At 61.7% G+C, this 26,998-nt stretch carries 25 protein-coding genes; 14 read left to right on the forward strand and 11 right to left on the reverse strand.

Annotated elements, in window-relative coordinates; genetic code table 11:
- Window positions 1–5 precede the first annotated feature (5 nt).
- Together NJC38_RS11900 and NJC38_RS11905 are read right to left on the reverse strand one after the other, a co-directional pair.
- Complete coding sequence (locus NJC38_RS11900) at window positions 6–1,655, reverse strand: acyl-CoA dehydrogenase family protein (protein WP_253114914.1); 1,650 nt, start codon at window positions 1,653–1,655, stop codon at window positions 6–8.
- A gap of 48 nt (window positions 1,656–1,703) precedes the next feature.
- Complete coding sequence (locus NJC38_RS11905; RefSeq protein WP_253114915.1) at window positions 1,704–3,728, reverse strand: hybrid sensor histidine kinase/response regulator; 2,025 nt, start codon at window positions 3,726–3,728, stop codon at window positions 1,704–1,706.
- A 303-nt stretch (window positions 3,729–4,031) separates the two neighbouring features.
- Between NJC38_RS11905 and NJC38_RS11910 the strand changes: the two genes are divergently transcribed.
- Window positions 4,032–4,832: a hydroxymethylpyrimidine/phosphomethylpyrimidine kinase gene (locus NJC38_RS11910; RefSeq protein ID WP_253115012.1), complete on the forward strand. Its 801-nt coding sequence runs from the start codon at window positions 4,032–4,034 to the stop codon at window positions 4,830–4,832.
- Window positions 4,829–5,467 (forward strand): thiamine phosphate synthase, encoded by a 639-nt coding sequence (gene thiE / locus NJC38_RS11915; RefSeq protein ID WP_253114918.1) that lies wholly within the window; start codon window positions 4,829–4,831, stop codon window positions 5,465–5,467. The genes NJC38_RS11910 and thiE overlap by 4 nt, the downstream gene beginning before the upstream one ends.
- A gap of 168 nt (window positions 5,468–5,635) precedes the next feature.
- On the opposite strand, the gene NJC38_RS11920 is transcribed toward thiE, so the two are convergent.
- Both NJC38_RS11920 and NJC38_RS11925 read right to left on the reverse strand, forming a co-directional pair.
- The gene (locus NJC38_RS11920) at window positions 5,636–6,133 is read right to left on the reverse strand and encodes a methylated-DNA--[protein]-cysteine S-methyltransferase (RefSeq protein ID WP_045487410.1); all 498 of its coding nucleotides are present in this window, start codon (window positions 6,131–6,133) and stop codon (window positions 5,636–5,638) included.
- Window positions 6,130–7,575: a DNA-3-methyladenine glycosylase 2 family protein gene (locus NJC38_RS11925; RefSeq protein ID WP_253114920.1), complete on the reverse strand. Its 1,446-nt coding sequence runs from the start codon at window positions 7,573–7,575 to the stop codon at window positions 6,130–6,132. Before NJC38_RS11925 ends, NJC38_RS11920 begins: the two co-directional genes overlap by 4 nt.
- A 148-nt stretch (window positions 7,576–7,723) precedes the next feature.
- On the opposite strand from NJC38_RS11925, the gene hemL reads away from it, so the two are divergent.
- Together hemL and NJC38_RS11935 are read left to right on the forward strand one after the other, a co-directional pair.
- Window positions 7,724–9,007 (forward strand): glutamate-1-semialdehyde 2,1-aminomutase, encoded by a 1,284-nt coding sequence (gene hemL, locus NJC38_RS11930; protein WP_045487405.1) that lies wholly within the window; start codon window positions 7,724–7,726, stop codon window positions 9,005–9,007.
- A gap of 215 nt (window positions 9,008–9,222) precedes the next feature.
- Window positions 9,223–9,774 carry a tetratricopeptide repeat protein gene (locus NJC38_RS11935; protein WP_253114924.1) on the forward strand — a complete coding sequence of 184 codons (552 nt, stop codon included), beginning with the start codon at window positions 9,223–9,225 and terminating at the stop codon, window positions 9,772–9,774.
- A 3-nt stretch (window positions 9,775–9,777) separates the two neighbouring features.
- Here the strand turns inward: NJC38_RS11935 and NJC38_RS11940 are convergent, their stop codons facing one another.
- The gene (locus NJC38_RS11940) at window positions 9,778–10,104 is read right to left on the reverse strand and encodes a DUF1820 family protein (protein WP_045487401.1); all 327 of its coding nucleotides are present in this window, start codon (window positions 10,102–10,104) and stop codon (window positions 9,778–9,780) included.
- Window positions 10,105–10,234: 130 nt separating this feature from the next.
- On the opposite strand from NJC38_RS11940, the gene miaB reads away from it, so the two are divergent.
- From miaB to lnt, 5 genes are all read left to right on the forward strand, one after another.
- Window positions 10,235–11,563 (forward strand): tRNA (N6-isopentenyl adenosine(37)-C2)-methylthiotransferase MiaB, encoded by a 1,329-nt coding sequence (miaB, locus tag NJC38_RS11945; RefSeq protein WP_045487398.1) that lies wholly within the window; start codon window positions 10,235–10,237, stop codon window positions 11,561–11,563.
- Window positions 11,564–11,850: 287 nt separating this feature from the next.
- Window positions 11,851–12,861, forward strand: coding sequence for a PhoH family protein (locus tag NJC38_RS11950; RefSeq protein ID WP_253114927.1), 1,011 nt, complete (start codon window positions 11,851–11,853; stop codon window positions 12,859–12,861).
- Window positions 12,854–13,354 (forward strand): rRNA maturation RNase YbeY, encoded by a 501-nt coding sequence (gene ybeY / locus NJC38_RS11955; RefSeq protein ID WP_045487392.1) that lies wholly within the window; start codon window positions 12,854–12,856, stop codon window positions 13,352–13,354. Before NJC38_RS11950 ends, ybeY begins: the two co-directional genes overlap by 8 nt.
- A gap of 5 nt (window positions 13,355–13,359) precedes the next feature.
- Entirely contained in the window at window positions 13,360–14,202 is an 843-nt protein-coding gene (locus NJC38_RS11960) for an HlyC/CorC family transporter (RefSeq protein ID WP_045487388.1), read from the forward strand.
- A 23-nt stretch (window positions 14,203–14,225) separates the two neighbouring features.
- The gene (lnt, locus tag NJC38_RS11965) at window positions 14,226–15,740 is read left to right on the forward strand and encodes an apolipoprotein N-acyltransferase (RefSeq protein WP_253114929.1); all 1,515 of its coding nucleotides are present in this window, start codon (window positions 14,226–14,228) and stop codon (window positions 15,738–15,740) included.
- A 10-nt stretch (window positions 15,741–15,750) separates the two neighbouring features.
- Here lnt and NJC38_RS11970 read toward each other — a convergent pair whose 3' ends face one another.
- Together NJC38_RS11970 and NJC38_RS11975 are read right to left on the reverse strand one after the other, a co-directional pair.
- The gene (locus NJC38_RS11970) at window positions 15,751–16,512 is read right to left on the reverse strand and encodes a YdcF family protein (RefSeq protein ID WP_253114930.1); all 762 of its coding nucleotides are present in this window, start codon (window positions 16,510–16,512) and stop codon (window positions 15,751–15,753) included.
- 84 nt (window positions 16,513–16,596) lie between these two features.
- Entirely contained in the window at window positions 16,597–16,965 is a 369-nt protein-coding gene (locus NJC38_RS11975; protein WP_045487376.1) for a hypothetical protein, read from the reverse strand.
- Window positions 16,966–17,276: 311 nt separating this feature from the next.
- Between NJC38_RS11975 and leuS the strand changes: the two genes are divergently transcribed.
- From leuS to NJC38_RS12000, 5 genes are all read left to right on the forward strand, one after another.
- Entirely contained in the window at window positions 17,277–19,883 is a 2,607-nt protein-coding gene (leuS, locus tag NJC38_RS11980) for a leucine--tRNA ligase (protein WP_253114938.1), read from the forward strand.
- 86 nt (window positions 19,884–19,969) lie between these two features.
- Window positions 19,970–20,575, forward strand: coding sequence for an LPS assembly lipoprotein LptE (gene lptE, locus NJC38_RS11985; RefSeq protein ID WP_253114940.1), 606 nt, complete (start codon window positions 19,970–19,972; stop codon window positions 20,573–20,575).
- A 40-nt stretch (window positions 20,576–20,615) separates the two neighbouring features.
- Complete coding sequence (holA, locus tag NJC38_RS11990; protein ID WP_045487367.1) at window positions 20,616–21,653, forward strand: DNA polymerase III subunit delta; 1,038 nt, start codon at window positions 20,616–20,618, stop codon at window positions 21,651–21,653.
- 309 nt (window positions 21,654–21,962) lie between these two features.
- The gene (arfA, locus tag NJC38_RS11995; RefSeq protein ID WP_253114943.1) at window positions 21,963–22,118 is read left to right on the forward strand and encodes an alternative ribosome rescue factor ArfA; all 156 of its coding nucleotides are present in this window, start codon (window positions 21,963–21,965) and stop codon (window positions 22,116–22,118) included.
- An 85-nt stretch (window positions 22,119–22,203) separates the two neighbouring features.
- Complete coding sequence (locus NJC38_RS12000) at window positions 22,204–23,535, forward strand: lytic murein transglycosylase (protein ID WP_045487362.1); 1,332 nt, start codon at window positions 22,204–22,206, stop codon at window positions 23,533–23,535.
- 185 nt (window positions 23,536–23,720) lie between these two features.
- On the opposite strand, the gene lipA is transcribed toward NJC38_RS12000, so the two are convergent.
- The 4 genes from lipA to NJC38_RS12020 all read right to left on the reverse strand — a co-directional run bounded on the left by lipA (window position 23,721) and on the right by NJC38_RS12020 (window position 26,988).
- Window positions 23,721–24,728, reverse strand: a complete 1,008-nt coding sequence (lipA, locus tag NJC38_RS12005; RefSeq protein WP_045487360.1) for a lipoyl synthase — start codon at window positions 24,726–24,728, stop codon at window positions 23,721–23,723.
- A 1-nt stretch (window position 24,729) separates the two neighbouring features.
- Window positions 24,730–25,377 (reverse strand): lipoyl(octanoyl) transferase LipB, encoded by a 648-nt coding sequence (gene lipB, locus NJC38_RS12010; protein ID WP_253114945.1) that lies wholly within the window; start codon window positions 25,375–25,377, stop codon window positions 24,730–24,732.
- A complete protein-coding gene (locus tag NJC38_RS12015; RefSeq protein ID WP_045487354.1) occupies window positions 25,377–25,652 on the reverse strand; it encodes a DUF493 domain-containing protein in 276 nt (91 codons plus the stop codon). Before NJC38_RS12015 ends, lipB begins: the two co-directional genes overlap by 1 nt.
- Window positions 25,653–25,827: 175 nt before the next feature.
- Complete coding sequence (locus tag NJC38_RS12020; protein ID WP_045487351.1) at window positions 25,828–26,988, reverse strand: D-alanyl-D-alanine carboxypeptidase family protein; 1,161 nt, start codon at window positions 26,986–26,988, stop codon at window positions 25,828–25,830.
- Window positions 26,989–26,998 lie beyond the last annotated feature (10 nt).

The following is a 26,998-nucleotide window of genomic DNA, read 5'->3' on the forward strand; positions in this document are numbered from 1 at the left end:
GCTGCTTATGTCACCTGCGGCGATGCACGAGCCAGCAAAGTTTCACAGTCCACCCCTCTGGGCAGCCCGCCATAGACCCTCGCCGGTGCGCGCAGGCGAGCGGCAATAAAGGCATCGCTGACGGCACTGACCCTGGCATCGAGCAACAGCCGGGCCTGCAGGGCCACGGCAATGTCTTCGGTCAGTTGCCGCGCGCGGTACGCCAGCTCTTCGCGATCGGCCAGGTCATCCTTGAGCTGGCGGACGTGCCGCGCCAGGTCAGCATCGCCCCGGCCGTCGTCGAGCTCATCAAACAAGGCGTCGATGATGCCCGGCTCACGGGACAGAGCGCGCAGCACATCCAGGCACTGCACGTTACCGGAACCCTCCCAGATCGAATTGACCGGTGCCTCGCGGTACAGCCGCGGCAGGATGCTGTCTTCGATATAGCCGGCCCCGCCCAGGCATTCGGCAGCCTCGTTGATCATCGCCGGCGCGCGTTTGCAGATCCAGTATTTGCCAACTGCGGTAACCAGCCGAATGAAGCGGGCCTGATGGCTGTCGTCGGCGTGATCCAGTGCGTGGCCCATGCGCAGCGTGAGGGCCAGCGCAGCCTCGCTTTCCAGGGCCAGGTCGGCCAGCACATTCTGCATCAGCGGCTGCTCGCCAAGCAGCTGACCACCGACCTTGCGATGCGCACAGTGATGAGTGGCCTGGGTCAGCGCCTGACGCATCAGCGCGCTGGAGCCGATCATGCAGTCATAGCGGGTCATGGCGACCATCTCGATGATGGTTGCCACACCCCGGCCCTCTTCACCCAGCATCCAGGCCAGCGCGCCACGAAACTCCACTTCGCAGGACGCGTTGGAGCGGTTGCCTAGCTTGTTTTTCAGACGCTGGATCTGGAAGGCATTGAGGGTGTCGTCCGGCCGATGACGCGGCAACAGAAAGCAACTGAGCCCTTTATCGGTCTGCGCCAGGGTCAGGAAGGCATCGCACATCGGTGCCGAGCAGAACCACTTGTGGCCGACCAGTTCATAGGCCTGGCCCGCCCCGCCTGCTCCAAGCGCAAAGGCACGGGTGGTGTTGGCGCGCACATCGGTCCCGCCCTGCTTCTCGGTCATCGCCATGCCGATGGTCACACCGGCCTTGTGAGCCATGCCGACATTGCGCGGGTCGTATTGCGTGGCAAGGATCTTCGGCAACCAGGCTTGCGCCAGCTCCGGCTGCACACTGATGGCCGGTACACTGGCAAAGGTCATGGTCAATGGGCAGCCGCTGCCCGGCTCGGCCTGAGTGTGCAGATAACTCAAGGCCGCGCGCGCCACATGAGCGCCTGGCTGCGGCTCACGCCAGGGCAAGGACGGGATGCCATGCTCGATGGCGGTTCTCATCAACAGATGCCAGGCGGGATGAGACTCGATCAGGTCGATACGGTGGCCGTAGCGGTCGTGGCTGTGAAACTGCGGCGGGTGCTGATTGGCCAGAAAACCGGCTTCCATCAACGGCCCACCGGCCAGTGCGCCGTAAGCGTCAAGCCGCCGATCCGCCCAGCCGCCGCCGAAATGCCCGACCCAGGCTTGCAGAGCCAGGTCGCAGCGGTACAGATTGAGGCCATCAAGCGGCGGTGGCTGGTTGGTGACTTCGTGGGTGCTGGCCTGTGAGTAAAGATTCATCAAACGCCTCCTCTCTGTCAGTTAACAGAATCAGGAACAGCCAGTGAATCACGCACCCCGCATCTTAAACAGCGCCATATTGGACGAATTGTCGGCGTTTTTGCCCTGACGCGCGCCAGCGGTCGTCAGCGACTGCGCCTGCAAAGGCAGGCTCAGGCAGAACCGGCTGCCGCGTCCGGGCTCGGAGTGATGACTGAGGCTGCCACCGAGCAGCTCGATCAGCTGCCGGCAGATCGCCAGGCCAATCCCCAGGCCGCCATATTCCCGGGTCATCGAGCTGTCAGCCTGGAAAAACCGTTGATACAGCACCGCATCATTCAGGCGGCTAAAGCCGATCCCGGTATCGATGACCTCAATGCGCAGGGTGAAATGGTCTGCTTCGCGGCGCATGCCATCCATCCGCAAGGTCACGGTGCCGTGGCGGGTGAACTTGATCGCGTTGTCCATCAGGCACTCAATGCACTGATACAGCTTTTCGGCATCGCCGCGCAGCAACCGCGGTACGAAGGGGTCCACTTCAAACGACAGACGCAGCCCCTTGGCCTGCGCAGGGCCGATGAAGCGCTGATGCAACCGATGCGTCAACACCGGTAACTCGAACGGCCCGCACTCGGCATGCAGCACCCCGGCTTGCAGCTCGGTGAGGGTCAGGATGCCATTGATCATGCGCATCATGTCCTGAGCCGAGGCCGAGGCGGTCTGCTGATACATCGACACTTCGCCATCCAGCGGCACGGTCTGCATCAGGTCCAGCGAACCGATAATGCCATTCATCGGCGTGCGCAACTCATGGGTCAGGGTGGCCAGAAACTCATCCTTGAGCCGGTTGCTGGTCGCCAGTTGCTGGTTCAGACGCTCCAGGTCCCGCCCCGCCTCGAGCAGGGTACGGGCCTGCAATTCGCGGGCGTAGTTGATCCGGTCGGCCAGCGCCAGTGACAGCAGCGCGACCTCGATCACCGAGCCGATCTGGCTGGCGTACATGGTCAGGAAGGTATTGGGCAAATAACCGAGCAACATCACCGCGTTAACCAGACCACCGAGCAAAAATGCCGACCAGGCCAGCAAAAAGTAACGCGCCACCCGCACGCCCCGCAGCCAGGCGGTAATCCCGGTGGTGAACACCACCACGGTGAAGACCAGCACCAGCAGGGTGACCATCCGCAGCGCCAGGCCATAATCGGCAAACAGTGCAAGGGCGATCACCAGCACCGCACTGCCCATCACCCACAACAACAGATTATCGACCCAGCGGCCAAGCAACGGGCTTTGCAGAAAGCTGCGGGTGAACTGGCTGGCGAACAGCACCGAGGCGCCGATCAGAAAAGGCGTGGCGGCGTTGGCCCACCATGGGCTGTCGGGCCACAGGTATTCGATGGCGGCGCCATTGATCGATACCTGGTACAGCCCGAACGACGCGATATACAGGATGTAATACAGATAGCTGGTGTCACGCACACTGACATAGATGAACAAGTTATAGACCAGCATGCCCAGCAACACGCCGTAGATCAGCCCGAGCACATAAATGCGCGCGGGCTGTTCTTCGAGATAGGCATGGCTGGACCACAGGTTCAGCGGCGCCTGGACCGAGCCATTGCTTGCCACCCGAACATAAGCAGTCATGGTCTGACCGGGCTTGAGCGGCAGTTCGAACAGGTAGTTGTTCTGGCGAATCTGGCGGCTGGCAAAGGGCAGCATGTCGCCGGTTTTCCAGGCCATCTGCTGTTCGCCCTGGGCATCGATCAGATAGACATCGACATGGTCCATCGGCGGATAGGCCAGTTCCAGAAGCCAGTCGGAGTGCTGCTGCGCATCACGCGGGACGTACGACAGGTCAATTTTCATCCAGAACGCCGAGCGGGAATAACCGGCGTTGAGGGTCGGCTCACCCAAGGGGCGAAACGCTGAGGCCATCTCGGCACTGCTGACCTGTTTGATGTCAGCCTGGCCACTGGCATCCTCCAACACCTGAGTCCAGCGGCCCAGAGAAAGGCTGCGGGTGCTCTCGTCAAACTCGACGGCGCCGGCCAGTAACGGCAGGCAGGCAACCAGCATTATCAGCAAATAGCGCATGAAAGCCCCAAGGTAGTCCGTCGCGGTTCATCGGTCCATGAAGCGACGCCCTGCAGTAGTTTCATCCGTGAAGCAGGCTGAATGATTCCATAAAAGCGGTGAGGCTACCGACGCGCATCTACCTGATGCAAACCCTGGCGTCGTTGGTATGCCAATTGTCTAGACAGCCAAGCATAGCTGTTAATCGTCACTGAGTGTGTTCCCGTTTCAGCACAAATCGCATTTGCGGGGTGACCTGCAGCCACGAAAATTCCATCCCACCAGCAACAGCGCCAGGAAGGTTTGATGATAAGCTCGCGCACCATGAACACTATCTATAGCACCCGCCCCGTAGTTCTCTGCCTTTCCGGCCATGACCCCAGTGGTGGCGCCGGCCTGCAGGCCGATATCGAAGCCCTGCTTGCCCAGGGCTGCCATGCTGCCCCGGCCGTGACCGCCCTGACGGTACAAGACACGGTAGACGTCAGCGACTTCCGCGTTCTGGATCGTGACTGGGTGCTCGCCCAGGCCAACGCCGTGCTCAATGACTCGCCGGTGGCCGCCGTCAAACTGGGCATGCTCGGTTCTACCGAGATGGTCGATACCGTCGTTGCGCTGCTCAGCGCCCACCCTCAGTTGCCCTTGGTCTGCGACCCGGTGCTGCGCGCTGGTGGCGGTGGCCGGCTGGGCAAGGATGAAGTCGGCTTTGCCATGCGCGAGCGACTGCTGCCGATCGCCACCATCGCCACGCCCAACCTGCCCGAAGCGCGGATTCTTGCGGAGTTGCCCGAGGGCACAGCCGATGAGTGCGCCGAACGCCTGCTGCCGTTCTGTGAGCATTTGCTGATTACCGGCGGGCATGGCGACGAGCAACAGGTGCATAACCGCCTGTACAGCCGTAGCGGCGCATTGCATACCTTCACCTGCCAGCGTCTGCCAGGCAGCTATCACGGTTCAGGCTGCACCCTGGCCAGCGCCCTGGCCGGTCGGCTGGCCCAGGGTCAGGAACTGGTCAGCGCTGTCCAATCAGCCCTGGACTACACCTGGCGCACCCTGCGCGACGCCGATCAGCTGGGTCGCGGACAGTTCGTGCCCCGTCGCCTGCCGCTGGATTTCTGCTCATGAGCCGGCCTGCAAAACTGCGCGGCCTGTACGCGATCACCGACGGCCAGTTGCTGGCCGGCAGGTTCCTGGCGTATGTCGAAGCCGCGCTGGACGGTGGCGTCACGCTGTTGCAGTACCGCGACAAGAGCCAGGACGAGTCACGCCGACTGCGTGAAGCCAGTGAGCTGCTGAAACTCTGCGAACGCTACAAGACCCAATTGATCATCAACGATGACGCTGAACTGGCGGCGCGCCTGGGTGTGGGTGTGCACCTGGGCCAGACCGACGGTTCGCTGTCGGGCGCCCGCGCCCTGCTGGGTCACCAGGCCATCGTCGGTGCAACCTGTCATGGGCGCCTTGAACTGGCTGAACAGGCCAAGGCTGACGGGGCCAGCTACGTGGCCTTTGGACGCTTTTTCAACTCGCTGACCAAGCCTGATGCTCCGGCAGTGCCCTTGCAGTTGCTGGAGCAGGTCCGTGCCAAAATCAACCTGCCCATTGCGGTGATCGGCGGCATTACCCTGGACAACGCCGCGCCACTGATCGAGCACGGTGCCGACCTGCTGGCGGTGGTCAACGGCCTGTTCGGCGCCGACAGCCCAGCGCAAGTCACCCGTCGCGCACGGGCGTTCAACGATTTGCTGGTGCGCACCTGACAGGCCGTTAAAAAACGTAGGCGAGGCAGCCAGTGCAAGGCAAAAACAGGCGAGAAAGCGCAGTTTACGAGCACTAAATGAGCATTTTGAGCCGGTTTTTAACGCAGCAATGGCGCGCGTAGCGCCGTAGGCGCCCAGCCAGCAGGTAGTTTTTCAACAGCCTGCTGATCAAATGAGCCTGAAGCCGCTGCCGGCTTCCAGGCTCAGCAGTGCCCGCTTGCGCTCCACGCCACCGGCATAGCCGGTCAGGTCGCCGGCCGCACCGACCACCCGATGACACGGCACGATGATTGAAATCGGATTACGCCCATTGGCGGTGCCAACCGCACGCGAATGCCCGGCGCTGAGCCCCATTTTTTTTGCCATCGCCCCGTAGGACAGCAGTTCGCCATAGGGAATACGCGCCAGTTCCTGCCAGACCTGTTCCTGAAACGGCGTACCGCGAGCGCGCAGGGGCAGCTCGAACACCTGCCGTTCACCGCTAAAGAACTCCTGCAATTGCTCGCGGGCCATGGCAATGATGCGCGGCAATGCGCCGTCGTCAGGCATCACCAGCAGTTCGGGGTAGTGCTTCTGACCAACAAAGAACACGCCGGTCAATGCGTCGTCTTCGGCGCGCAGCACGATATCGCCCAACGGGCTGACAAACAGATAACCCGGTTTCATCGTTTTGCCTCCTCACTCAACCGCCACAGATGCACCACCGCATACGCGCGCCAGGGAGCCCAGCGGCTGGCGTAGTCATCGAGTTGCGCGGCAGTGGCGCAACCCAGGTATTTTTTCAGCACCGCATCACCCTGCGGGAACGCATTGGGCCAGCCCAGCGCCCGCATGGCAATGTATTGCACGGTCCACTCGCCAATCCCGCGAATCTGCCGCAACGCGGCCAGGGTCGGCTGCAACGGCACCAGTGGCTCCAGCACAATGGCGCCTGCCGTCACTTGCCTGGCGACCTCGATGATCGCTTCGGCACGGATACCGATCAGCCCACAATCGATCAGCGCCTGCGATTGCAACCCGGCAATCACTGGCGCAGCCGCAAAGGCATGGCGCAGCCCGGCAGGCGCGCCCGCCACCGGGGTGCCATAGCGCTCGGCGATGCGGCCGAGAATCTGCCGCGCCCGCAGCACCGAAATCTGCTGGCCCACCACCGCACGCACGGCAATCTCGAAACCGTCGAACGTCCCCGGCACGCGCATGCCCGGCAAACCATCGACCAGCGTGCCGAGGTGTTCATCGACCAGATCGGGTCGGCAGCCGGTATCGAACACCCGACGAACCAGCCCCAGCACCTGGACGATGGCCGGTTGTAATGAGCTGGAGACCTCCACTTGCAGGGCATGGCGCTTGCCGACATGACTGACACTGATCCAGCCTGCCAGGCGTGTGCCGCCCTGCTCGACCTCAATCAACCGGCTATAACGCTCAGGCTCGACACACTCGACCCCGGCAATGCAGCGCTGCGCCAGAAAAGCCAGCACCCCTTGCCAGGCGAAAGGCGGCCGGTAGGCCAGCTCGAAACGCAGGCCCTGGGTCAGTGATGCCTGGCGCGTCTTGCGCAGCCGCGATGGGTTAAGGCCGTAGCGCGCCAGAAACACATCATTGAAACGCCGCACACTGCCAAACCCCGAAGCCAGGGCCACCTCGGCCATGGGCAGGCCAGTGTCGGTCAGCAGCCGCTTGGCGGTCAGCAGCTTCTGGGTCTGGGCATAGCCGACCAGCCCCACACCGAACTCGGCCTCGAAGATTCGCCGCAGATGCCGGGCCGTCACCCCGACCCGCTGCGCCAGATCCTCCAGGCTGCGACCCGTGAGGTAGCCTTGCTCGATCAGGCGCGCCGCGGCCTGCGCCAGATGCCCGGAAACATCCAGTGCCGCGTGCCCTGGGGCCAGCTCGGGACGACAACGCAGGCATGGCCGATAACCGGCCTGCTCAGCCGCCGCCGCACTGCTATAGAAGGTGCAATTGCTGGCCAGCGGTGCGCGCACCGGGCAGACCGGCCGGCAGTAGATACCGGTCGACGAGACGCCCATGAAAAACCAGCCATCGAAGCGACGGTCTCGGGCCACGAAGGCGGCATAGCAGGTTTGCGGATCGAGTCTGTTCATGGGCCGACTGTAACCCCGTGCGGGGCGAAAGTCTGGCTGAAATCGGACATCGACAACCGGGCTGCCGAGGCATTTGTTATAGTGCCACCTCTTGCGCCGCCAGCACTGGCGCAAACCCGATTTCCGTTTCAAAAGCAGAGACCCGATCATGTCCCGTTCCGAAACATTGTTCGCCAATGCCCAAAAACACATCCCCGGAGGCGTCAACTCTCCGGTGCGAGCGTTCAAGAGCGTGGGCGGCACGCCGCTGTTCTTCAAACATGCTGCGGGCGCCTATGTAACGGACGAAGACGACAAACGCTATGTCGATTACGTGGGTTCCTGGGGGCCGATGATTCTCGGTCACAGCCACCCGGAGGTGCTCGATGCGGTGCGCAGCCAGTTGGAGCACGGCCTGTCCTATGGCGCGCCGACCGCCATGGAAACCGAAATGGCCGACCTGGTGTGCAGCCTGGTACCGTCCATGGAAATGGTGCGCATGGTCAGCTCGGGCACCGAGGCGACCATGAGCGCCATTCGCCTGGCCCGCGGCTACACCGGCCGCGACAGCATCATCAAGTTCGAAGGCTGCTATCACGGTCACTCCGACAGCCTGCTGGTCAAGGCCGGCTCCGGCGCGCTGACCCTCGGCGTGCCAAGCTCACCCGGCGTACCGGCGGCGTTCGCCAAACACACCCTGACCCTGCCATTCAACGACCTGTCGGCTGCCCGCCAGATGCTGGCCGAAGTGGGTCAGGAAGTGGCATGCATCATCGTCGAGCCGGTGGCCGGCAACATGAACTGCGTACCGCCAGCGCCAGGCTACCTGCAAGGCCTGCGTGACCTGTGCGATGAGCACGGCGTGGTGCTGATCTTCGACGAAGTGATGACCGGCTTCCGGGTCGCCCTGGGCGGCGCGCAGGCCTACTACGAGGTGACTCCGGACCTGTCGACATTCGGCAAGATCATTGGCGGCGGCATGCCGGTGGGCTGCTTCGGCGGCAAGCGCGAAATCATGTCGCACATCGCACCGCTGGGCCCGGTCTATCAGGCCGGAACCCTGTCGGGCAACCCGCTGGCGATGGCCGCCGGCCTGACCACCCTGCGCCTGATCAGCCGCCCGGGCTTTCATGACGAACTTGAAGCCTTCACCGGCCGTCTGCTCGCCGGTCTGCAGGCGCGTGCCGATGCCGCCGGTATTGCCTTCACCACCACTCAGGCCGGTGGCATGTTCGGCCTGTACTTCACTGAACTGAAAGACATCGTGACCTTTCAGGACGTAATGAGCAGCGATGCCGAGCGCTTCAAGCGCTTCTTCCACCTGATGCTCGACGGCGGCGTGTACCTGGCGCCAAGTGCCTTCGAGGCCGGTTTCACCTCCATCGCCCACGGCGAAGCCGAGCTGCAACTGACCCTGGATGCGGCTGAAAAGGCGTTTGCAGCGCTGAAATAAGCCATCGGCCAGCCCTGGTCACTCATCAGGGCTGGCATCGGCTTAGTGCTTTACCCTCTAAAAACAAGCGTTTTAAAAGCCGTGCAGCAGAAAAACCGTAAACACTTTGTAAGGTTGCCTCAGCTTATTTCATAATGCGCGCCAGCACCTTTCGCTGTACGGGCCCAGCCCGCACCTTTTTCGCCCGCACCTTATCCAGAGGTAAGTCGACTCCCATGAACCGCACCGGCCGCACCCTTGCATTGGGCTGCCTGTTGCTTATCTTTCCCCTGCTGGCCCAAGCCGCAGGTGGCAACTCGCTGCTGATTCCAGCGATGGGTCGTTGCACCCTCAATACACTGCCGGAAAACCTGCCCGACGCCCTGGCGGCGTGCAAACAGGCCGCACAGTCCGGGGATGCACAGGCGCAATACGAGTTGGGCGAGTTCTACTACGAGGGCAAACAGACATCTCGCGATCTGGCGCAGGCGCTTGATTACTTCGAGAAAGCGTCGCTGCAGGGTCATGCCCAGGCGCAATACCGACTGGGTTCGATGTTCGCGGCCGGCGAAGGCGTGCCGATGAACAACATCCAGGCTTACGTGATTCTGAAGATGGCGGCGGTCAACGGCGCAGAAGATGCCCTTGACGCAGCTGACGAAGTCTCGGCAAAGATGCAGCGCAGCGAGCTGGAGGCCGCCACCCAGGTACTTGGGCAGATCTTCCGCAAGTACCTTCTGGAGTTGCAGACAGCCGAAGGGCGGACGCCGTTCTCGCCGCTGCCTTAAGCATTATTTCTCCGGCATCGGTACCGGAAACGGCATTACATTGCCGGTGCCTTTCGCTTCACTGATCTTCGGCGTGCCCATCCGCTCGACCTCGTCGATGCGCACGATCGAGTGCATCGGCACAAAACTGCGTACCACACCCTCGAATTGCGCCTTGAGCTTTTCTTCACTGGGGTCGACGACCACGGTGGTTCGCTCGCCAAAGACAAACTCTTCCACCTCAAGAAATCCCCACAGATCACTCTGATAGATCTGCTTGGCGTACATTTCGAACACCTGGCCCTGGTTGAGGAAGATCACTTTGTAGATGGGAGATTCACGTTTGGTCATGGTTGCGGCAAGGATCGCTTGGCAGAAAAAAGGCCGAAACTATAGCACGTCGCTCAGACCGGCAACGCTAGAAGACGGCACAGTTCATCCCTATAATGCGCGGTTCTTTGAATCAGCAGATTATTTGAGCATGGCCAAGAAGCTTTATATCGAAACCCACGGTTGCCAGATGAACGAGTACGACAGCTCGCGCATGGTCGACCTGCTGGGCGAGCATCAAGCCCTGGAAGTCACCGCACGTGCCGAAGATGCCGACGTGATTCTGCTCAATACCTGCTCGATCCGCGAACGCGCCCAGGATCGGGTGTATTCCCAATTGGGCCGCTGGCGCGAACTGAAGCTGGCCAACCCGGAAATGGTCATTGCTGTCGGCGGCTGTGTCGCCAGCCAGGAAGGCGCGGCCATCCGCGACCGGGCCCCTTATGTCGACGTGGTGTTTGGTCCACAGACCCTGCACCGCCTGCCGGAAATGATCGACGCCGCACGGGTCAGCCGTGAACCGCAGGTTGACGTTTCGTTCCCGGAAATCGAAAAGTTCGACCATTTGCCCGAGCCGCGGGTCGATGGCCCGACCGCTTATGTGTCGGTCATGGAAGGCTGCAGCAAATACTGTACGTTCTGTGTGGTGCCCTATACCCGTGGCGAGGAAGTCAGCCGACCGTTCGATGACGTGATCGGTGAAGTCATTCACCTGGCCGAGAACGGTGTGCGCGAAGTCACCTTGCTGGGCCAGAACGTCAACGGTTATCGCAGCACCAACCCGGACGGCAGCGTGGCCGATCTGGCCGACCTGATTCGGGTGGTCGCAGCGATCGACGGCATCGACCGGATTCGCTACACCACTTCGCACCCGCTGGAGTTCTCCGACAGCCTGATCCAGGCCCACGCCGAGGTGCCGGAACTGGTCAAACACCTGCACCTGCCGGTGCAGTCAGGCTCTGACCGGGTTCTGGCGGCGATGAAGCGCAACCATACTGTGCTGGAGTACAAGTCGCGGTTGCGCAAGCTCAAGGCGGCGGTGCCAGACATTTGCATCAGTTCGGACTTCATCATTGGCTTTCCTGGCGAAACCGAGAAAGACTTCGAGAACACCATGAAGCTGGTTCAGGATGTGGGCTTCGATTTCTCGTTCTCGTTCATTTATAGCCCGCGCCCTGGCACGCCGGCCGCCGACCTGAAGGACGAAACCCCCGAAGAGGTGAAGAAGCAGCGGCTTAATGCCTTGCAGCACCGTCTGAATCAGCAGGGCTTTGAGATCAGCCGACAAATGGTCGGCAGCACCCAGCGGATTCTGGTGACCGATTACTCCAGGAAGGACCCGGGGCAGTTGCAGGGGCGTACCGAGAACAATCGCATCGTCAACTTTACGTGTGACAACCCGCGGTTGATCGGGCACTTTGTCGATGTGCATATTGATGATGCGCAGCCGCACTCGTTGCGTGGGTCGTTGTTGCAGTAAGGCAACTATCGGGCTTGGCTCGCCCCCGTGGGAGGGAGCTTTGCTCGCGACAGGGCCAGTAAAGCCGGTGCATTTGCGCAGGCCTCACCAGAGCAGTCGCCAGCAAAGCTGCCTCCCACAGGACCGTGTTGTCCTTGACTGATCGGCATTACCCTGTAAGGGCGACCTCGGCCTGGGCGGATCACCCCGCTCGCTGCCAACCAATTACAAGTCAGAGCTTTCCCACAGCGAACACTGGGGTTATTCTTCAGTTCAATTCAACAGCCGTCGGGCGGCTAAAAAAGACCTTGAACGCACCCATAGAACCTCATCGTTTCATCCTCGAACCTTTCGAGGCCCATCGTTTCGCCAACCTGTGCGGACAATTCGACGAGCATCTGCGCCTGATCGAACAGCGCCTGGATATCGAGATCCGTAACCGGGGCAATCAGTTCGAGCTGATCGGCGACGCCCAACGCACGTCTTCTGCGGAAAACCTGCTGCGCTTGCTGTACCGGGAGACCAAAGGCTCTGACCTGACCCCGGACATGGTGCATCTGTTCCTCCAGGAATCGGGCATCGAGGCCATGAATGCCGGTCCCGCCGCTGACCCCAGTGTCGCGCTGCGGACCAAAAAAGGCATGATCCGGCCGCGGGGTTTCAACCAGCAGCGCTACGTCAAATCGATTCTCGGCAACGACATCAACTTCGGCATCGGTCCGGCCGGCACCGGCAAGACCTACCTGGCGGTGGCTTGCGCCGTCGATGCGCTGGAGCGCGAGCAGATCCGCCGCATCCTGCTGGTGCGTCCGGCAGTTGAGGCCGGCGAGAAGCTGGGCTTTCTGCCCGGTGACCTGGCGCAGAAGATCGACCCCTACCTGCGTCCGCTCTACGATGCGCTTTACGAGATGCTCGGTTTCGAATACGTAGCCAAGCTGATCGAAAAGCAGGTCATCGAAATTGCTCCGCTGGCCTACATGCGTGGTCGCACCCTTAATAACAGCTTCATCATTCTCGACGAGAGTCAGAACACCACCGTCGAGCAGATGAAAATGTTCCTGACCCGTATTGGCTTCGGCTCCACCGCCGTGATCACCGGTGACATCACCCAGGTCGACCTGCCACGCGGCACAAAATCGGGCCTGGCGCACGTCATCGAGGTGCTCAAGGACGTGCCGGGCATCAGTTTCACCCACTTCAAGCCCAAAGATGTCGTGCGCCATCCTCTGGTGCAACGCATCGTCGAGGCCTACGAGCGCTTCGAAACGCAGCACGCCGACCCGGCCACGAACCAGCGGGGCAGCGACCGCGATGCTTGAGCTGGACCTGCAAATCGCCAGCAAGGATGCGGCACCGACTCAAGCCCAGTTTCGCCTGTGGTGTGAAATGGGCTTGCGCCAGCGCAAGGCCGACTCGGAAATGACCATCCGGCTGGTGGATGAAACCGAAGGCCGCGAGCTCAATCACATCTGGCGGCAAAAGGATTACGCCACCAACGTTCTGTCGTTCCCGGCGGACGTTCCTGACGAGTTGCTGGATATTCCGCTGCTTGGCGATCTGGTCATCTGCGTGGCAGTGGTCAATCGCGAAGCGCAGGAGCAAGGCAAGAGCGTTGATGCGCACTGGGCGCACATGGTTATCCATGGTTGCCTGCACCTGCTCGGCTACGACCACATCGACGATGAGGAAGCCGAAGAAATGGAAGCGCTGGAACGAACGTTGCTTGAGGAGCTGGGCTACCCGGATCCCTACGCGGACGACGAGAGCGACGAACCCCAACATTCAGACACACCACGCAAGGACCACGAGTAAGGGCCATGAGCGAAGATCGATCGAGCAACGGGCAAAAGTCATGGCTGGGCAAATTGACCCAGGCTTTTGCCCACGAGCCCAAAAACCGCCAGGAGCTGCTTGAGCTGCTGCGCGAAGCACACCAGAACAAACTGCTCGACAGCGAGGCGCTGGCCATTGTCGAAGGCGCCATCCAGGTCGCAGACCTGCAGGTGCGCGACATCATGGTTCCGCGTTCGCAGATGATCAGTATCAAGGCGACGCAAAGCCCGCATGAATTCCTGCCGGCCGTCATCGACGCCGCGCACTCGCGTTACCCGGTCATTGGCGAGAGCCACGATGACGTGCTTGGCGTGCTGCTGGCCAAGGACCTGCTGCCCTTGATCCTCAAGCAGGACAGCAACCCCGACGACATCAAGAACCTGCTGCGCCCGGCCACGTTCGTGCCCGAGTCCAAGCGCCTCAACGTGCTGCTGCGCGAATTTCGCGCCAATCACAACCACATGGCCATCGTCATTGACGAATACGGCGGCGTGGCGGGCCTGGTGACCATCGAAGACGTGCTGGAACAGATCGTCGGCGACATCGAAGACGAGCACGACGTCGAGGAAGACAGCTACATCAAGCCATTGCCCAGCGGTGACTTTCTGGTCAAGGCCCTGACCCCTATCGAGAGCTTCAACGAGTTCTTCGACAGCGAGTTTTCCGACGACGAGTTCGATACCGTCGGCGGCCTGGTCATGAATGCTTTCGGCCATCTGCCCAAGCGCAACGAGACCACCGAGATCGGCGCCTACCGTTTCCGCATTCTCAATGCCGACAGCCGCCGCATTCACCTGCTGCGCCTGAGCCCTGTTTCAAGAGTATGAGCCGTCTCTATTAAGGAAACCTGATGCGCTGGATCACCCGCCCCGGCTGGCCCGGTAACCTGCTGGCCGTGGCGGCCGGTGGCCTCACCACCCTGGCATTGGCGCCGTTCGACATCTGGCCGCTGGCCATGGTTGCCATTGCACTGTTCTACCTTGGCCTGCGCGATGTGAGTCCGCGTCAGGCGCTGGTACGGGGCTGGTGTTTCGGCTTCGGCCTGTTTGGCGCGGGGACCAGCTGGATCTACGTCAGCATCAACACCTACGGTGGCGCTTCGGCGCTGCTGGCAGGCCTGTTGATGCTGCTGTTCATCGCACTGATCGCCCTGTTCTTCGCCCTGCCAGCCTGGCTCTGGGCACGCTGGCTGCGACGCAGCGAGCGGCCGCTGGCCGATGCGCTGGCGTTCGCTGCCCTGTGGGTTTTGCAGGAAACTTTCCGCGGCTGGTTCCTGACCGGCTTCCCGTGGCTGTACTCGGGTTATAGCCAGCTCGATGGTCCATTGGCCGGGCTGGCACCGGTCGGCGGCGTCTGGCTGGTGTCCTTTGCCCTCGCCTTGAGCGTTGCGCTGCTGTGCAACCTGCCGCGCCTGCGCAACCAGCCCTCGTTACTGGCGGCGGCAGTCGTACTGCTGCTCGGTCCCTGGGCAGCAGGCCTGGCCCTGAAGGATCATGCCTGGACTTCGCCCTCCGGCAACCCCCTGACCGTCGCGGCGCTGCAAGGCAACGTCGAACAGATGCTCAAGTGGGACCCGGCGCACCTTAACGCGCAACTGGCGCTGTACCGCGACATGACCTTTCGCTCGCAACCGGTCGACTTGATTGTCTGGCCGGAAACTGCCGTACCGGTGCTCAAGGAAATGGCCGAAGGTTACCTGAGCATGATGGGCAACTTCGCCGGCGAGCGACGTTCGGCGCTGATTACCGGCGTGCCGGTGCGCGAACTCAGCGGCCGCGGCGAGTACCGCTATTACAACGCGATCACCGTCACCGGCGAGGGTGACGGCACTTACTTCAAGCAGAAACTGGTGCCCTTCGGCGAGTACGTACCGCTGCAGGATCTGCTGCGCGGCCTGATCGAGTTTTTCAACCTGCCAATGTCGGACTTTGCCCGCGGGCCAAATGACCAGGCGCTGTTGCAGGCCAAGGGTTACCAGATCGCGCCGTATATCTGTTACGAAGTGGTCTATCCGGAGTTCGCGGCCAGCCTGGCCGCCCGCAGCGACCTGCTGCTGACCGTGAGTAACGACACCTGGTTCGGCACCTCGATAGGCCCTCTGCAGCACCTGCAGATGGCGCAGATGCGCGCCCTTGAAGCAGGCCGCTGGATGATCCGCGCCACCAACAACGGGGTCACCGCCCTGATCGACCCGTATGGCCGCATCACCCGGCAAATTCCGCAGTTCGAACGTGGCGTGCTGTATGGCGAGGTGGTGCCGATGCATCACCTGACCCCGTACCTGCGCTGGCGCTCCTGGCCACTGGGGATTGTCTGCGCCGTGTTGCTGGGCTGGGCGTTCATCACCCGCCGCAAAGCAGCATAACCGCCGCGGGTTACGGATACACCCACGGATACACCAGTGCTCCTGCTGCTTCGTTAAGCAGCAGGGCGCTCTGGCCAAAGGCACGGCTCTCCGGTAACCAGCCGCCGAAAGGTCGGGCATTGTCCACGCCCAGAAAGCCCACCGGCGCGCCGATCACCGTAAAGCCAGCCTGCTCGAAACTCCAGCGTGCGCGGGGCATGTGCCAGGCCTGGGTGACCAGCACCACGCGGGTCAATCCCGACGGCGCCAGTTGCTGCGCGGTCATGGTCGCGTTTTCCCAGGTAGTGCGGCTGCGCTCTTCAAGCCAGCGCACACTGACGCCGAAATCCCGGTTCAATACATCACTCATGATCCGCGCTTCACTGGGCGGCTGGCCGTAATGCAGACCTCCGCTGACCAGCAGTGGCAGCCCGCTGGCTTTGGCCAGGCGTGCGGCCATTTGCAAGCGTTGCAGGCCCATGTCGGTGGGCACATCTTCACCCCAGGCCGGCGCGTTGCGCTCACGGCCATTGCCCAGCACCACGATTACATCGGCCTGGCCGGCAAGTGTCGTCCACTGCTCAAGCGCCAGTGGCGGCACCCGCTCCAGTTGCCGGGCAGCCTGCTCGACCGCCACCGGCAGGCTCATCAACCATAAGCCGCCCAGCCCCGTCACCCAGCACAGCAAGGCCAGGCGCGGTCGCGAACGACGCAGCCACCAGCCCAGCACAAGCAGAAGCAACAGAACACCCGGAGGTAACAGCAGGGTTTTGAACAGATAACGCAAAGGCATCGGGCATCTCCATCGATGCCCGAAGCCTAGATTGATTGGTGCCAGGCAACAATGCCTGCTGAACGGGCCCGCAGCCCGCGATGATCAGAACTTGAAGATATTCTGTGAATAACGGCCCGATCTGGCCACGGTGTTGGTCCGCCTCTTGTCTTCGAGCCAGATGACTCTGGCCAAATCCTGCGACACCCTGACTGGCACGGATCGCTCCGGTGCATCATTGAAGCTGCCCTCTGACTTACCCTTAACAGCCCCGTTTGCCGCCTTCACGCCTTTTTCAAGGTAGGCCTCGATCCACTCGAATTCAGCATCGCTCAACCCATCAAGTTCAAGCTCATCGGGTAACTCATTGCGAAGCCGGACTGCTGTGCTGGCCGTTTCCAGCGCAAGCCCGAGTCGATTGATCAAACGTTCATACAGCTCAGAAGTGACTACTGTGTGCTGCAACTCTGTCATCCGCTCACCTCTTTGAAGATAGAACATACCCTCGTTGTTGAGCTTAGCGCTGCTATTGAAACAGGCGGGAAACTGCGACAAACGGCAGGAACTGGCCAGCGAATGCGACGCTGGGCGGTTTTTTTGCCGCTCGCCAGCGCAATCAGGGTTTCCCTCGATAGACAGCGCTCATGTATGCTACGGCGTTTCCTGTCACTCCACTTGCGCTCTCCTGAGCCGGAACGCAGCGCCCAGCCCTCGTGCCGGGTGCCGAACGACTCGGCGAAGCGATGAAGAGGCCAAGGGTCACCAATCCTTAGTTAAAAGCAGCCATGCACGAACTCTATCAGCCCCGCGAAATCGAAGCCGCCGCCCAATCCTTCTGGGATGAGCAAAAGTCTTTTGCAGTCAGTGAACAGCCAGGCAAGGAGACTTTCTACTGCCTGTCGATGTTTCCTTACCCCAGCGGCAAGCTGCACATGGGTCATGTGCGCAACTACACCATCGGTGACGTGATTGCCCGTTACCATCGCATGCAGGGCAAGAACGTCCTGCAACCGATGGGTTGGGACGCTTTTGGCATGCCGGCAGAAAACGCCGCGATGAAGAACAACGTCGCGCCGGCCAAATGGACCTACGAAAACATTGCCTACATGAAGTCCCAGCTCAACAGCCTGGGCCTGGCAATCGACTGGTCCCGCGAAGTGACCACCTGCAAGCCCGACTACTATCGCTGGGAGCAGTGGCTGTTCACCCGCCTGTTCGAAAAAGGCGTGATCTATCGCAAGAACGGCACCGTCAACTGGGACCCGGTGGACCAGACCGTACTGGCCAACGAGCAGGTCATCGACGGCCGTGGCTGGCGTTCGGGCGCGCTGATCGAAAAGCGCGAAATCCCGATGTACTACTTCCGCATCACCGACTACGCAGACGAACTGCTCGAAAGCCTCGACGAACTGCCGGGCTGGCCTGAGCAGGTCAAAACCATGCAGCGCAACTGGATCGGCAAATCCCGCGGCATGGAAGTGCAATTCCCCTATGACCAGGCGAGCATCGGCCACGCCGGCGCGCTGAAAGTCTTCACCACCCGTGCCGACACGCTGATGGGCGCCACCTACGTGGCGGTGGCCGCCGAGCACCCGCTGGCCACCCAGGCCGCCGTCAACGACCCGGCGCTGCAGGCGTTCATCGAAGAATGCAAGAGCGGCAGCGTCGCCGAAGCCGACGTTGCCACCCAAGAGAAAAAGGGCATGCCCACTGCCCTGTTCGTCGAGCATCCGCTGACCGGTGAGAAACTGCCGGTGTGGGTCGCCAACTACGTGCTGATGCACTACGGCGACGGCGCGGTCATGGCCGTACCGGCCCACGACGAGCGCGACTTCGAATTTGCCCGCAAGTACAACCTGCCGATCAAGGCCGTGGTGCGCACCAGCGCTGGCGACGAGGTCGGTAGCGATTGGCAGGCCGCTTATGGCGAGCATGGCCAGTTGATCAATTCCGGTGAGTTCGACGGCCTGGACTTCCAGGGTGCCTTCGACGCCATCGAAGTGGCACTGATCAGCAAGCAACTGGGCAAATCCCGGACCCAGTTCCGCCTGCGCGACTGGGGCATCAGCCGCCAGCGCTACTGGGGCTGCCCGATCCCGATCATCCACTGCCCGTCCTGCGGCGATGTACCGGTGCCCGAAGATCAACTGCCGGTAAAACTGCCCGAAGACGTGGTGCCCGACGGCGCCGGTTCGCCACTGGCGCGCATGCCTGAGTTCTATGAGTGCATCTGCCCGAAATGCGGCACTGCAGCCAAGCGCGAAACCGACACCATGGACACCTTCGTCGAGTCGTCGTGGTATTTCGCCCGCTATGCCTCGCCCAACTACGAAGGCGGCATGGTCGATCCGAAAGCGGCCAACCACTGGCTGCCGGTCGATCAGTACATTGGCGGTATCGAACACGCGATCCTGCACTTGCTGTATGCGCGCTTCTTCCACAAGCTGATGCGCGACGAAGGCTTGGTCACTTCCAACGAGCCGTTCAAGAACCTGCTGACCCAGGGCATGGTGGTCGCCGAGACCTACTACCGCACCGCCAGCAACGGCGGCAAGGACTGGTTCAACCCGGCCGACGTCGAAGTCGAGCGCGACGCCAAAGCCAAGATCATTGGCGCACGCCTGAAGACCGATGGCTTGCCGGTGGAAATCGGCGGCACCGAGAAGATGTCCAAGTCCAAGAACAACGGCGTGGACCCTCAGGCGATGATCGACGCCTACGGTGCCGACACCTGCCGTCTGTTCATGATGTTCGCCTCGCCGCCTGACCAGAGCCTGGAATGGTCCGACTCCGGTGTCGAGGGAGCAAGCCGCTTCCTGCGTCGCGTCTGGCGCCTGGCCCATGCCCACGTCAGCCAGGGCCTGCCAGGCAAGCTGGATAGCAGCGCACTGGACGACGCACAGAAAGCGGTACGCCGCTCCATCCATGCGGCCATCAAGCAGGCCAGCACCGATGTTGGTCAGTTCCACAAGTTCAACACCGCCATTGCTCAGGTAATGACCTTGATGAACGTGCTGGAGAAAGCCTCGCAAGCCAGCCAACAGGACCGCGCCTTGCTGCAAGAGGGGCTGGAAACCGTAGCCCTGTTGCTCGCACCGATCACCCCGCACATCAGCCACGTGGTGTGGCAACAGCTCGGTCATGCCGGCGCCGTGATCGATGCAGCCTGGCCGGTACTGGATGAAAGTGCTCTGGTGCAGGACAGCCTGCAAGTGGTGGTTCAGGTCAACGGCAAGCTGCGCGGCCATATCGAAGTGCCGGCCAGTGCCAGCCGCGAAGAAGTCGAAGCCGCCGCCCGCGTCAACGAAAACGTGCTGCGCTTCCTCGACGGCCTGACCATCCGCAAGGTCATCGTCGTGCCAGGAAAACTGGTCAATATCGTCGCAAGCTGATGAGCCAGGCGCCCGGCCGGTCCGGGCGCCCGCCAATTTCCAGGGTACGCACAGCGTGCCCATACGGGTTCAAGGGGAGTATCAAGATGATCAAACGCAATCTGCTGGTGATCGGCATGGCCGTGGTACTGAGTGCCTGTGGCTTCCAGTTGCGTGGTACCGGCACCAACCAGTTGAGCATCACCGAGCTGGACGTAAGCGCCCGCAATGCTTACGGCGAGACCGTCACCCAGCTCAATCGCCTGCTCACCGCCGGCGGCGTCAAGGTCTACACCGGCGCACAGTACAAACTGGTCCTGGTCAACGAAGCCGAGACCCAGCGTACCGCCAGTTACTCCGGCTCTGGCCGTTCTGCCGAGAACCAGTTGACCTCGACCCTCAACTACGAAATTCGCGGTATCCAGGATCGCTTCCTGCTGGCTGACAAGATCTCTGTCGATCGCATTTATGTTCACGACGGCAACAACCTGACCGGCTCCGACCAGGAAGCCGCGCAGATCCGTCAGGAAATGCGTCACGATCTGGTACAGCGCATGCTGGCCCGTCTGCAACAGTTGACTCCGCAGCGTCTGGACCAATTGCAAGCCCAGGCTGATGAAGTGGCCCGTGCCGAGGAACAAGCGCGTCAGGAGGCCCAGCGCCTGCGTGACGAAACACCTCAGCAGTCGCCTATCGAAATCCCCGGCCGCTAAGCCTCAGGGGCCAGTACGCTGGCCCCGACGCTGCCTGACCATGAAACTCGCCCCCGCCCAACTCGGCAAACACCTGCAAGGGACTCTCGCACCGGTCTATGTGATCAGTGGCGATGACCCCCTGCTTTGCCAGGAAGCTGCTGACGCCATTCGTGCAGCAGCGCGCCTGCAAGGCTTCGACGAACGTCAGGTGTTCAGCGCCGACAGCAACTTCGACTGGGGCACCCTGCTCCAGGCCGGCGCCAGCCTGTCGCTGTTCGCTGAACGACGCCTGCTGGAACTGCGCCTGCCCTCGGGCAAGCCCGGTGACAAGGGCGCTGCGGCGCTGATCGAGTATTGCTCGCGCCCGGCTGAAGACACGCTGCTGCTGATCAGCCTGCCCAAGCTTGACGGTAGCGCGCAGAAAACCAAGTGGGGCAAGGCACTGATCGACGGCCAACACTGCCAGTTCGTCCAGATCTGGCCGGTGGACGCCGGCCAGTTGCCGCAATGGATCCGCCAACGCCTGTCCCAGGCCGGGCTGGCCGCCACCCAGGACGCGGTGGAACTGATTGCCGCACGGGTCGAAGGCAACCTGTTGGCTGCCGCCCAGGAAATCGAAAAGCTCAAGCTGATGGCCGAAGCCGGCCAGATCACGGTGGACACCGTGCAGGCTGCGGTGGCTGACAGCGCGCGGTTCGATGTGTTCGGCCTGACCGACGCGGTGCTCAATGGCGAAGCCGCGCATGCGCTGCGTATTCTCGAAGGGTTGCGCGGCGAGGGCGTAGAGACGCCGGTTGTGCTTTGGGCCCTGACCCGCGAGCTGCGCTCGCTGGCGACCATGGCCATGCAATACAGCCAGGGCATGCCGCTGGACAAGGTGTTCAGCTCAGCGCGCCCGCCGGTCTGGGACAAACGCAAGCCGCTGATGAGCAAAGCCCTGCAACGGCTGTCCAGCAAGCGCTGGAACCAGCTGTTGCTCGAAGCCCAGCGCATTGATGAGCAGATCAAGGGCCAGGCACCAGGCTCGGCTTGGAGCAGCCTGGGCCGCCTGGCACTCTTGATGGCAGGCCAGCGCCTGGCACTGCCTGCCGAGTAGCAGCGGCTTCAGCCGCGAAAGCCTCGCATCACGAACTGTTCGGATAAGCGCTGCATGCCTTGGTGGGAACGAGCTCGCTCGTGAAGGGGCCGGTAAAGTCACGGCAGATGCAGTGTTTTCGCTGTCCTCTTTGTCGGTATGCTGCCCAGACCAAGCTCGCGTCCAGCGGGGCATAAAGCACTTGACTGAACACTATTGCGACCAAAGCCGCTCTTGCAGTGGCGGTCTGCATGATAGTGCAGAGCTATTGGACAACGCCGCCCACAAGCCTGATGATGCGCCCCGTTCAACCCACCGGGGAATCCTGCCATGAGCCAGAAAAAACGGCCCAACAAAGCCAAGTCTATCGTCGCCCAGCCACTGTTCCGTTGTCGTCAGGAACGCCCGGCCAAGGGCAAAGGCAGTTACCAGCGCGAAGCCTTCCAGTCAAAAAACTGGGAGGCTTCCTGCTTTATGGCGGCTTGATAAATGCCGTTACTTTCCAAGCCCCTGCAACGTTGCGGGCATGTTAAGGTCTGCATCTAAACGGTATTCCTTTCTGGACCCCAGCATGCATTTCTGTTTGACCCAGCCCTGGCCGTTGCGCCAGCTGATCGCCGCCTCCAGCCTCGTTGCACTGGTCGCCTGCGCTGAAAAGCCCACCGCCGCCGATGCCACGCCTCTGCAAACCAGCAAAACCAACGCTCCAGCGGTTCTGACGCCAGTCGCTCCACTGCAGGTCGACCAGAATCTGGCGATCGCGCCGACCATCAGCTTTGCCGAATGGCAGTCGGGCTTTCGCAACCAGGCCTTGCAGGCCGGTATCCGTGGTGAGGTGTTCGACAAGGCCTTCGCCGGCGTGACTCCGGACATGAGCGTGGTCAAGGCCGACCGCAGCCAGCCCGAGTTCAGCCGGCCGGTGTGGGAGTACCTCGATAACGCCATTTCCAATTCCCGGGTGCGCAAGGGCCAGGCGCTGCTGACCCAGTACGCCAGCGAGCTGCAGAGCATTGAGCAGCGCTATGGCGTAGACCGCCAGGCGCTGGTCGCGGTCTGGGGCATGGAGAGCAACTTCGGCCAGTTCCAGGGCTCACAGTCGGTGATCCGCTCGCTGGCGACCCTGGCTTACGAAGGTCGGCGCCCGGCCTTCGCGCAAAACCAGTTGCTCGCGGCACTGCAGATTCTTCAGCAAGGTGATATCACCCCGGAACGCATGCTGGGTTCCTGGGCCGGCGCCATGGGCCAGACCCAATTCATGCCCACCACTTACCACACCCATGCGGTGGACTTCGACGGTGACGGCCGCCGTGATATCTGGAACAGCCCGGTCGATGCCCTGGCATCCGCTGCCCATTACCTGCAAAGCTCAGGCTGGCAACGTGGCCAGCCCTGGGGTTATGAGGTGGTGCTGGGCGGCGATTTCGACTATGCCCTGGCCGACCCGACAGTGCGCAAGAACCTGGCGCAGTGGCAGGCGCTGGGGGTCAAACTGCCCGACGGCTCGGCGCTGCCGCTGGCGGCCAGCCAGCAACAGGCCTCGTTGCTTTTGCCAGCGGGTTATCGTGGCCCGGCCTTCCTGGTGCTGGATAACTTCCGCGCCGTGCTCAAGTACAACAACTCGACGTCCTACGCGATGGCGATCAACCTGCTGGCCGATCGGCTCAAGGGTGCAGGCTTTATCGTAGGCAACTGGCCAAAGAGCGATCTGCCCTTGAGCCGCTCCGAGCGTATCGAGTTGCAGAGCCTGCTCAGTGCCCGTCAGTACGACGCTGGCGCGCCGGACGGGATAATCGGTGCCAATACCCGCAAGGCGATCCGTAGCGCCCAGCAGGCCTTTGGCTGGCCGGCGGACGGCTATCCGACCCATGAGTTGCTCAACGCCCTGCGCAAGCCCGCATCCTGATTCAGATCGGCCGGGGCGGCTTGCGATAAGCCGTCTGCTGCAGTTGTCTGCCACGACGCCGATCCGGCATTGGGCGGCGCCTGGCTAATATCGGCTCCAGGAGCACGCGCAATCAACAGCAACAGACAGCACAAATAAAAAGGGCCGGATATCACTATCCGGCCCTTTTGCTTTTCAGCCTGGGATCACAGGGCTTTCTTGGCGATCTTGGCTTGCTCGTCAGCGTGGTACGAAGAGCGGACCAACGGGCCGGAGGCGACGTTCTTGAAGCCCATGCGGTAGCCTTCCTCGGCGAACCAGGCAAAGGTGTCGGGGTGTACGAAGCGTTGCACCGGCAGGTGGTTGCGCGAAGGTTGCAGGTACTGACCCAGGGTCAGCATGTCGATGTCATGTTCGCGCATGCGCTGCATGACTTCGATCACTTCGTCGTCGGTCTCGCCCAGGCCCAGCATCAGACCGGATTTGGTCGGTACATGCGGCACCATCTGCTTGAAGCGTTGCAGCAGGGTCAGCGACCACTGATAGTCCGAACCCGGCCGCGCAGCCTTGTACAGGCGCGGTACGGTTTCCAGGTTGTGGTTGAACACATCCGGCGGCTCGGCTGCGGTGATTTCCAGGGCCACGTCCATCCGCCCACGGTAGTCGGGCACCAGGGTTTCCAGTTGCACGTTGGGCGACAGCGCGCGGATTTCGCGGATACAGTCAGCGAAGTGCTGGGCTCCGCCGTCGCGCAGGTCGTCGCGGTCGACGGAGGTGATCACCACGTACTTCAGGCGCAGGTCGGCGATGGCCACCGCCAGGTTGTGCGGCTCATCGACGTCCAGTGGCTTCGGACGACCATGGCCCACGTCGCAGAACGGACAACGGCGGGTGCAGATGTCGCCCATGATCATGAACGTCGCGGTGCCACCGGAGAAGCACTCGCCAAGGTTCGGGCAGGACGCCTCTTCACAGACACTGTGCAGCTTGTGCTTGCGCAGCAATTGCTTGATGCGGTCGACTTCCGGCGAAACCGGGATACGGACGCGAATCCAGTCGGGTTTTTTCGGCAGTTCTACGGTCGGAATGATCTTGACCGGGATGCGTGCGACTTTTTCCGCGCCGCGCAGCTTCACGCCGGCTTCGACTTTGGGACGGGGCGCGCGTTCGGAGATGTCGAGCGCGGGGATCAGGGTTTGCACGGTTTCAGTCATATCAGTCTATTCCGCCCGTAAGGGTCGCCTGCTCAGCATAGTCGAGGTGTCTGACGAGCTGCGCACGCAGCCGGGCACTTACCTCGGCAAATTCTATTGACCCGGCATGTTCGCTCAGCTGGGTCATCTTCAGCCCTGCATAACCGCAGGGATTGATGCGCCGGAACGGTTCCAGGTCCATGTCGACGTTCAACGCCAGGCCATGAAACGAACAACCGTTGCGAATGCGCAGGCCGAGCGACGCGATTTTCGCGCCGTCGACATAGACACCTGGTGCATCGGCCTTGGCCGCTGCAGTAACACCGTAGCTGCCCAGCAACTGGATCAGGCTGTTCTCGATCCGGGTGACAAGATCGCGAACACCACAGCCCTTGCGCCGGACATCCAGCAGCAGATAGGCAACCAGTTGGCCAGGGCCATGATAAGTCACCTGGCCACCACGATCGACCTGCACGACCGGAATATCTCCGGGCAACAGCAGATGCTCGGCCTTGCCGGACTGCCCCTGGGTAAATACCGGCGGGTGCTCGACCAGCCAGACCTCATCGGCAGCCTCGCGGCCACGGGTGTCGGTAAAACGCTGCATCGCTTGCCAGGCCTGGCGGTAATCGACCAGACCCAGTTCACGAATGCCCAGTACATCGCTCATCAGAGCACCATGTGCACGATACCTGTCGCGCGCAAGGCGCTGTTGATATCGCGCAATTGCTCTTCGCCGGTGGCGACGATGTGCAGTTGTACCGTGGTGTACTTGCCATTGCTGCTTTGGCGCTCGGCCAGGGTGTCGATATCCACCGTGGCGTACTTGCTGAGGATCTCGATCACGGTATCAGTAAAGCCCACACCGGTATCACCGATCACCTTGATCGGGTAGTCGTTGCAGGGAAACTCGATTTTTGGCGACTGGACGTCGGTATCGGTCATGGCAGTAAAGGTCTCACAAGCCGTAAAGACGGACACGCCGCTGGTCCCTGGCAAGGACAAGCGGCGAAAAGATCGGCATTGATCAGGGCACACACAATAATCGGTTACGCGGGGTCAGGCGCCGTAACGGGGCGGCTTGCCTGACCCAGGCTCGCGATCTGCGTGCGAACCCGAATTAATTGAACAGGCCGAAGAAGAACAGGCGAATGCTATCCCACACGCGGCGGAAAAAGCCACCTTCCTCAACAGCATCGAGTGCGATCAGGTCAGCGGTGTGTATCACTTTGTCGTCCATGCGCACTTCGACCTTGCCGATAACATCGCCTTTGGCGATAGGCGCGATGAGCTGCGGATTCATGGTCATGCTGGCCGACAGCTTCTTCATTTGCCCTTTAGGCATGGTCAGGCTCAGATCCGACGCCAGGCCAGCCTTGACCTGACGTGTTGCACCTTTCCAGACCGGAGCCTGGGCCAGCTCCTGGCCTTTCTGGTAGAAGTTCTGGGTTTCGAAGAAACGGAAACCGTAGGTCAGCAGCTTCTGGGTTTCAGCCGCACGGGCCTGCTCGCTGTTGGTGCCGAACACCACGGCGATCAGACGGGTGCCATCACGTACCGCCGACGACACCAGGCAGTAGCCGGCCTCTTCGGTGTGACCGGTCTTCAGGCCATCGACCGTCTTGTCGCGCCACAGCAGCAGGTTACGGTTAGGCTGCTTGATGCCGTTCCAGAAGAACTCTTTCTGCGAGTAGATCGCATAGTGCGCCGGATCTTCGTTGATGATCGCGCGGGCCAGCTTGGCCATGTCGTGCGCCGAGGAGTAGTGCTCCGGGTGCGGCAGGCCGGTGGGGTTCATGAAGTGGGTGTTGGTCAGCTTGAGGTCGGCCGAGGTCTTGTTCATCAGGTCGGCAAACGCGTCTTCACTGCCGGCGATGTGCTCGGCAATCGCCACACTGGCGTCGTTACCCGACTGAATGATCACCCCGTGCAGCAGATCACTGACGCTGACCTGGCTGCCAACCTTGATGAACATCCGCGAGCCACCGGTGCGCCAGGCATTTTCACTGACGGTTACCGGGTCGTTTTCACCGATCTGGCCACGACGGATTTCCAGGGTCGCGATATAGGCGGTCATCAGTTTGGTCAGGCTGGCTGGCGGCAGACGCTGGTCGCCGTTGCTCTCCACCAGAACGTTACCGCTGGCGGCATCCATCAGCACGTAGGATTTGGCGGCCAACTGCGGTGCAGCCGGTGTCATCTGCTCTACGGCCCATGCAGTGGGGGCGATCATCAGTGGCACTAGCAGGCACAGACGTTTTGCGAAGGTTGTGATGTTCATCCGTCTCTCG

The sequence above is a fragment of the Pseudomonas sp. 21LCFQ010 genome, from assembly GCF_024129905.1.
Lineage (GTDB): Bacteria > Pseudomonadota > Gammaproteobacteria > Pseudomonadales > Pseudomonadaceae > Aquipseudomonas.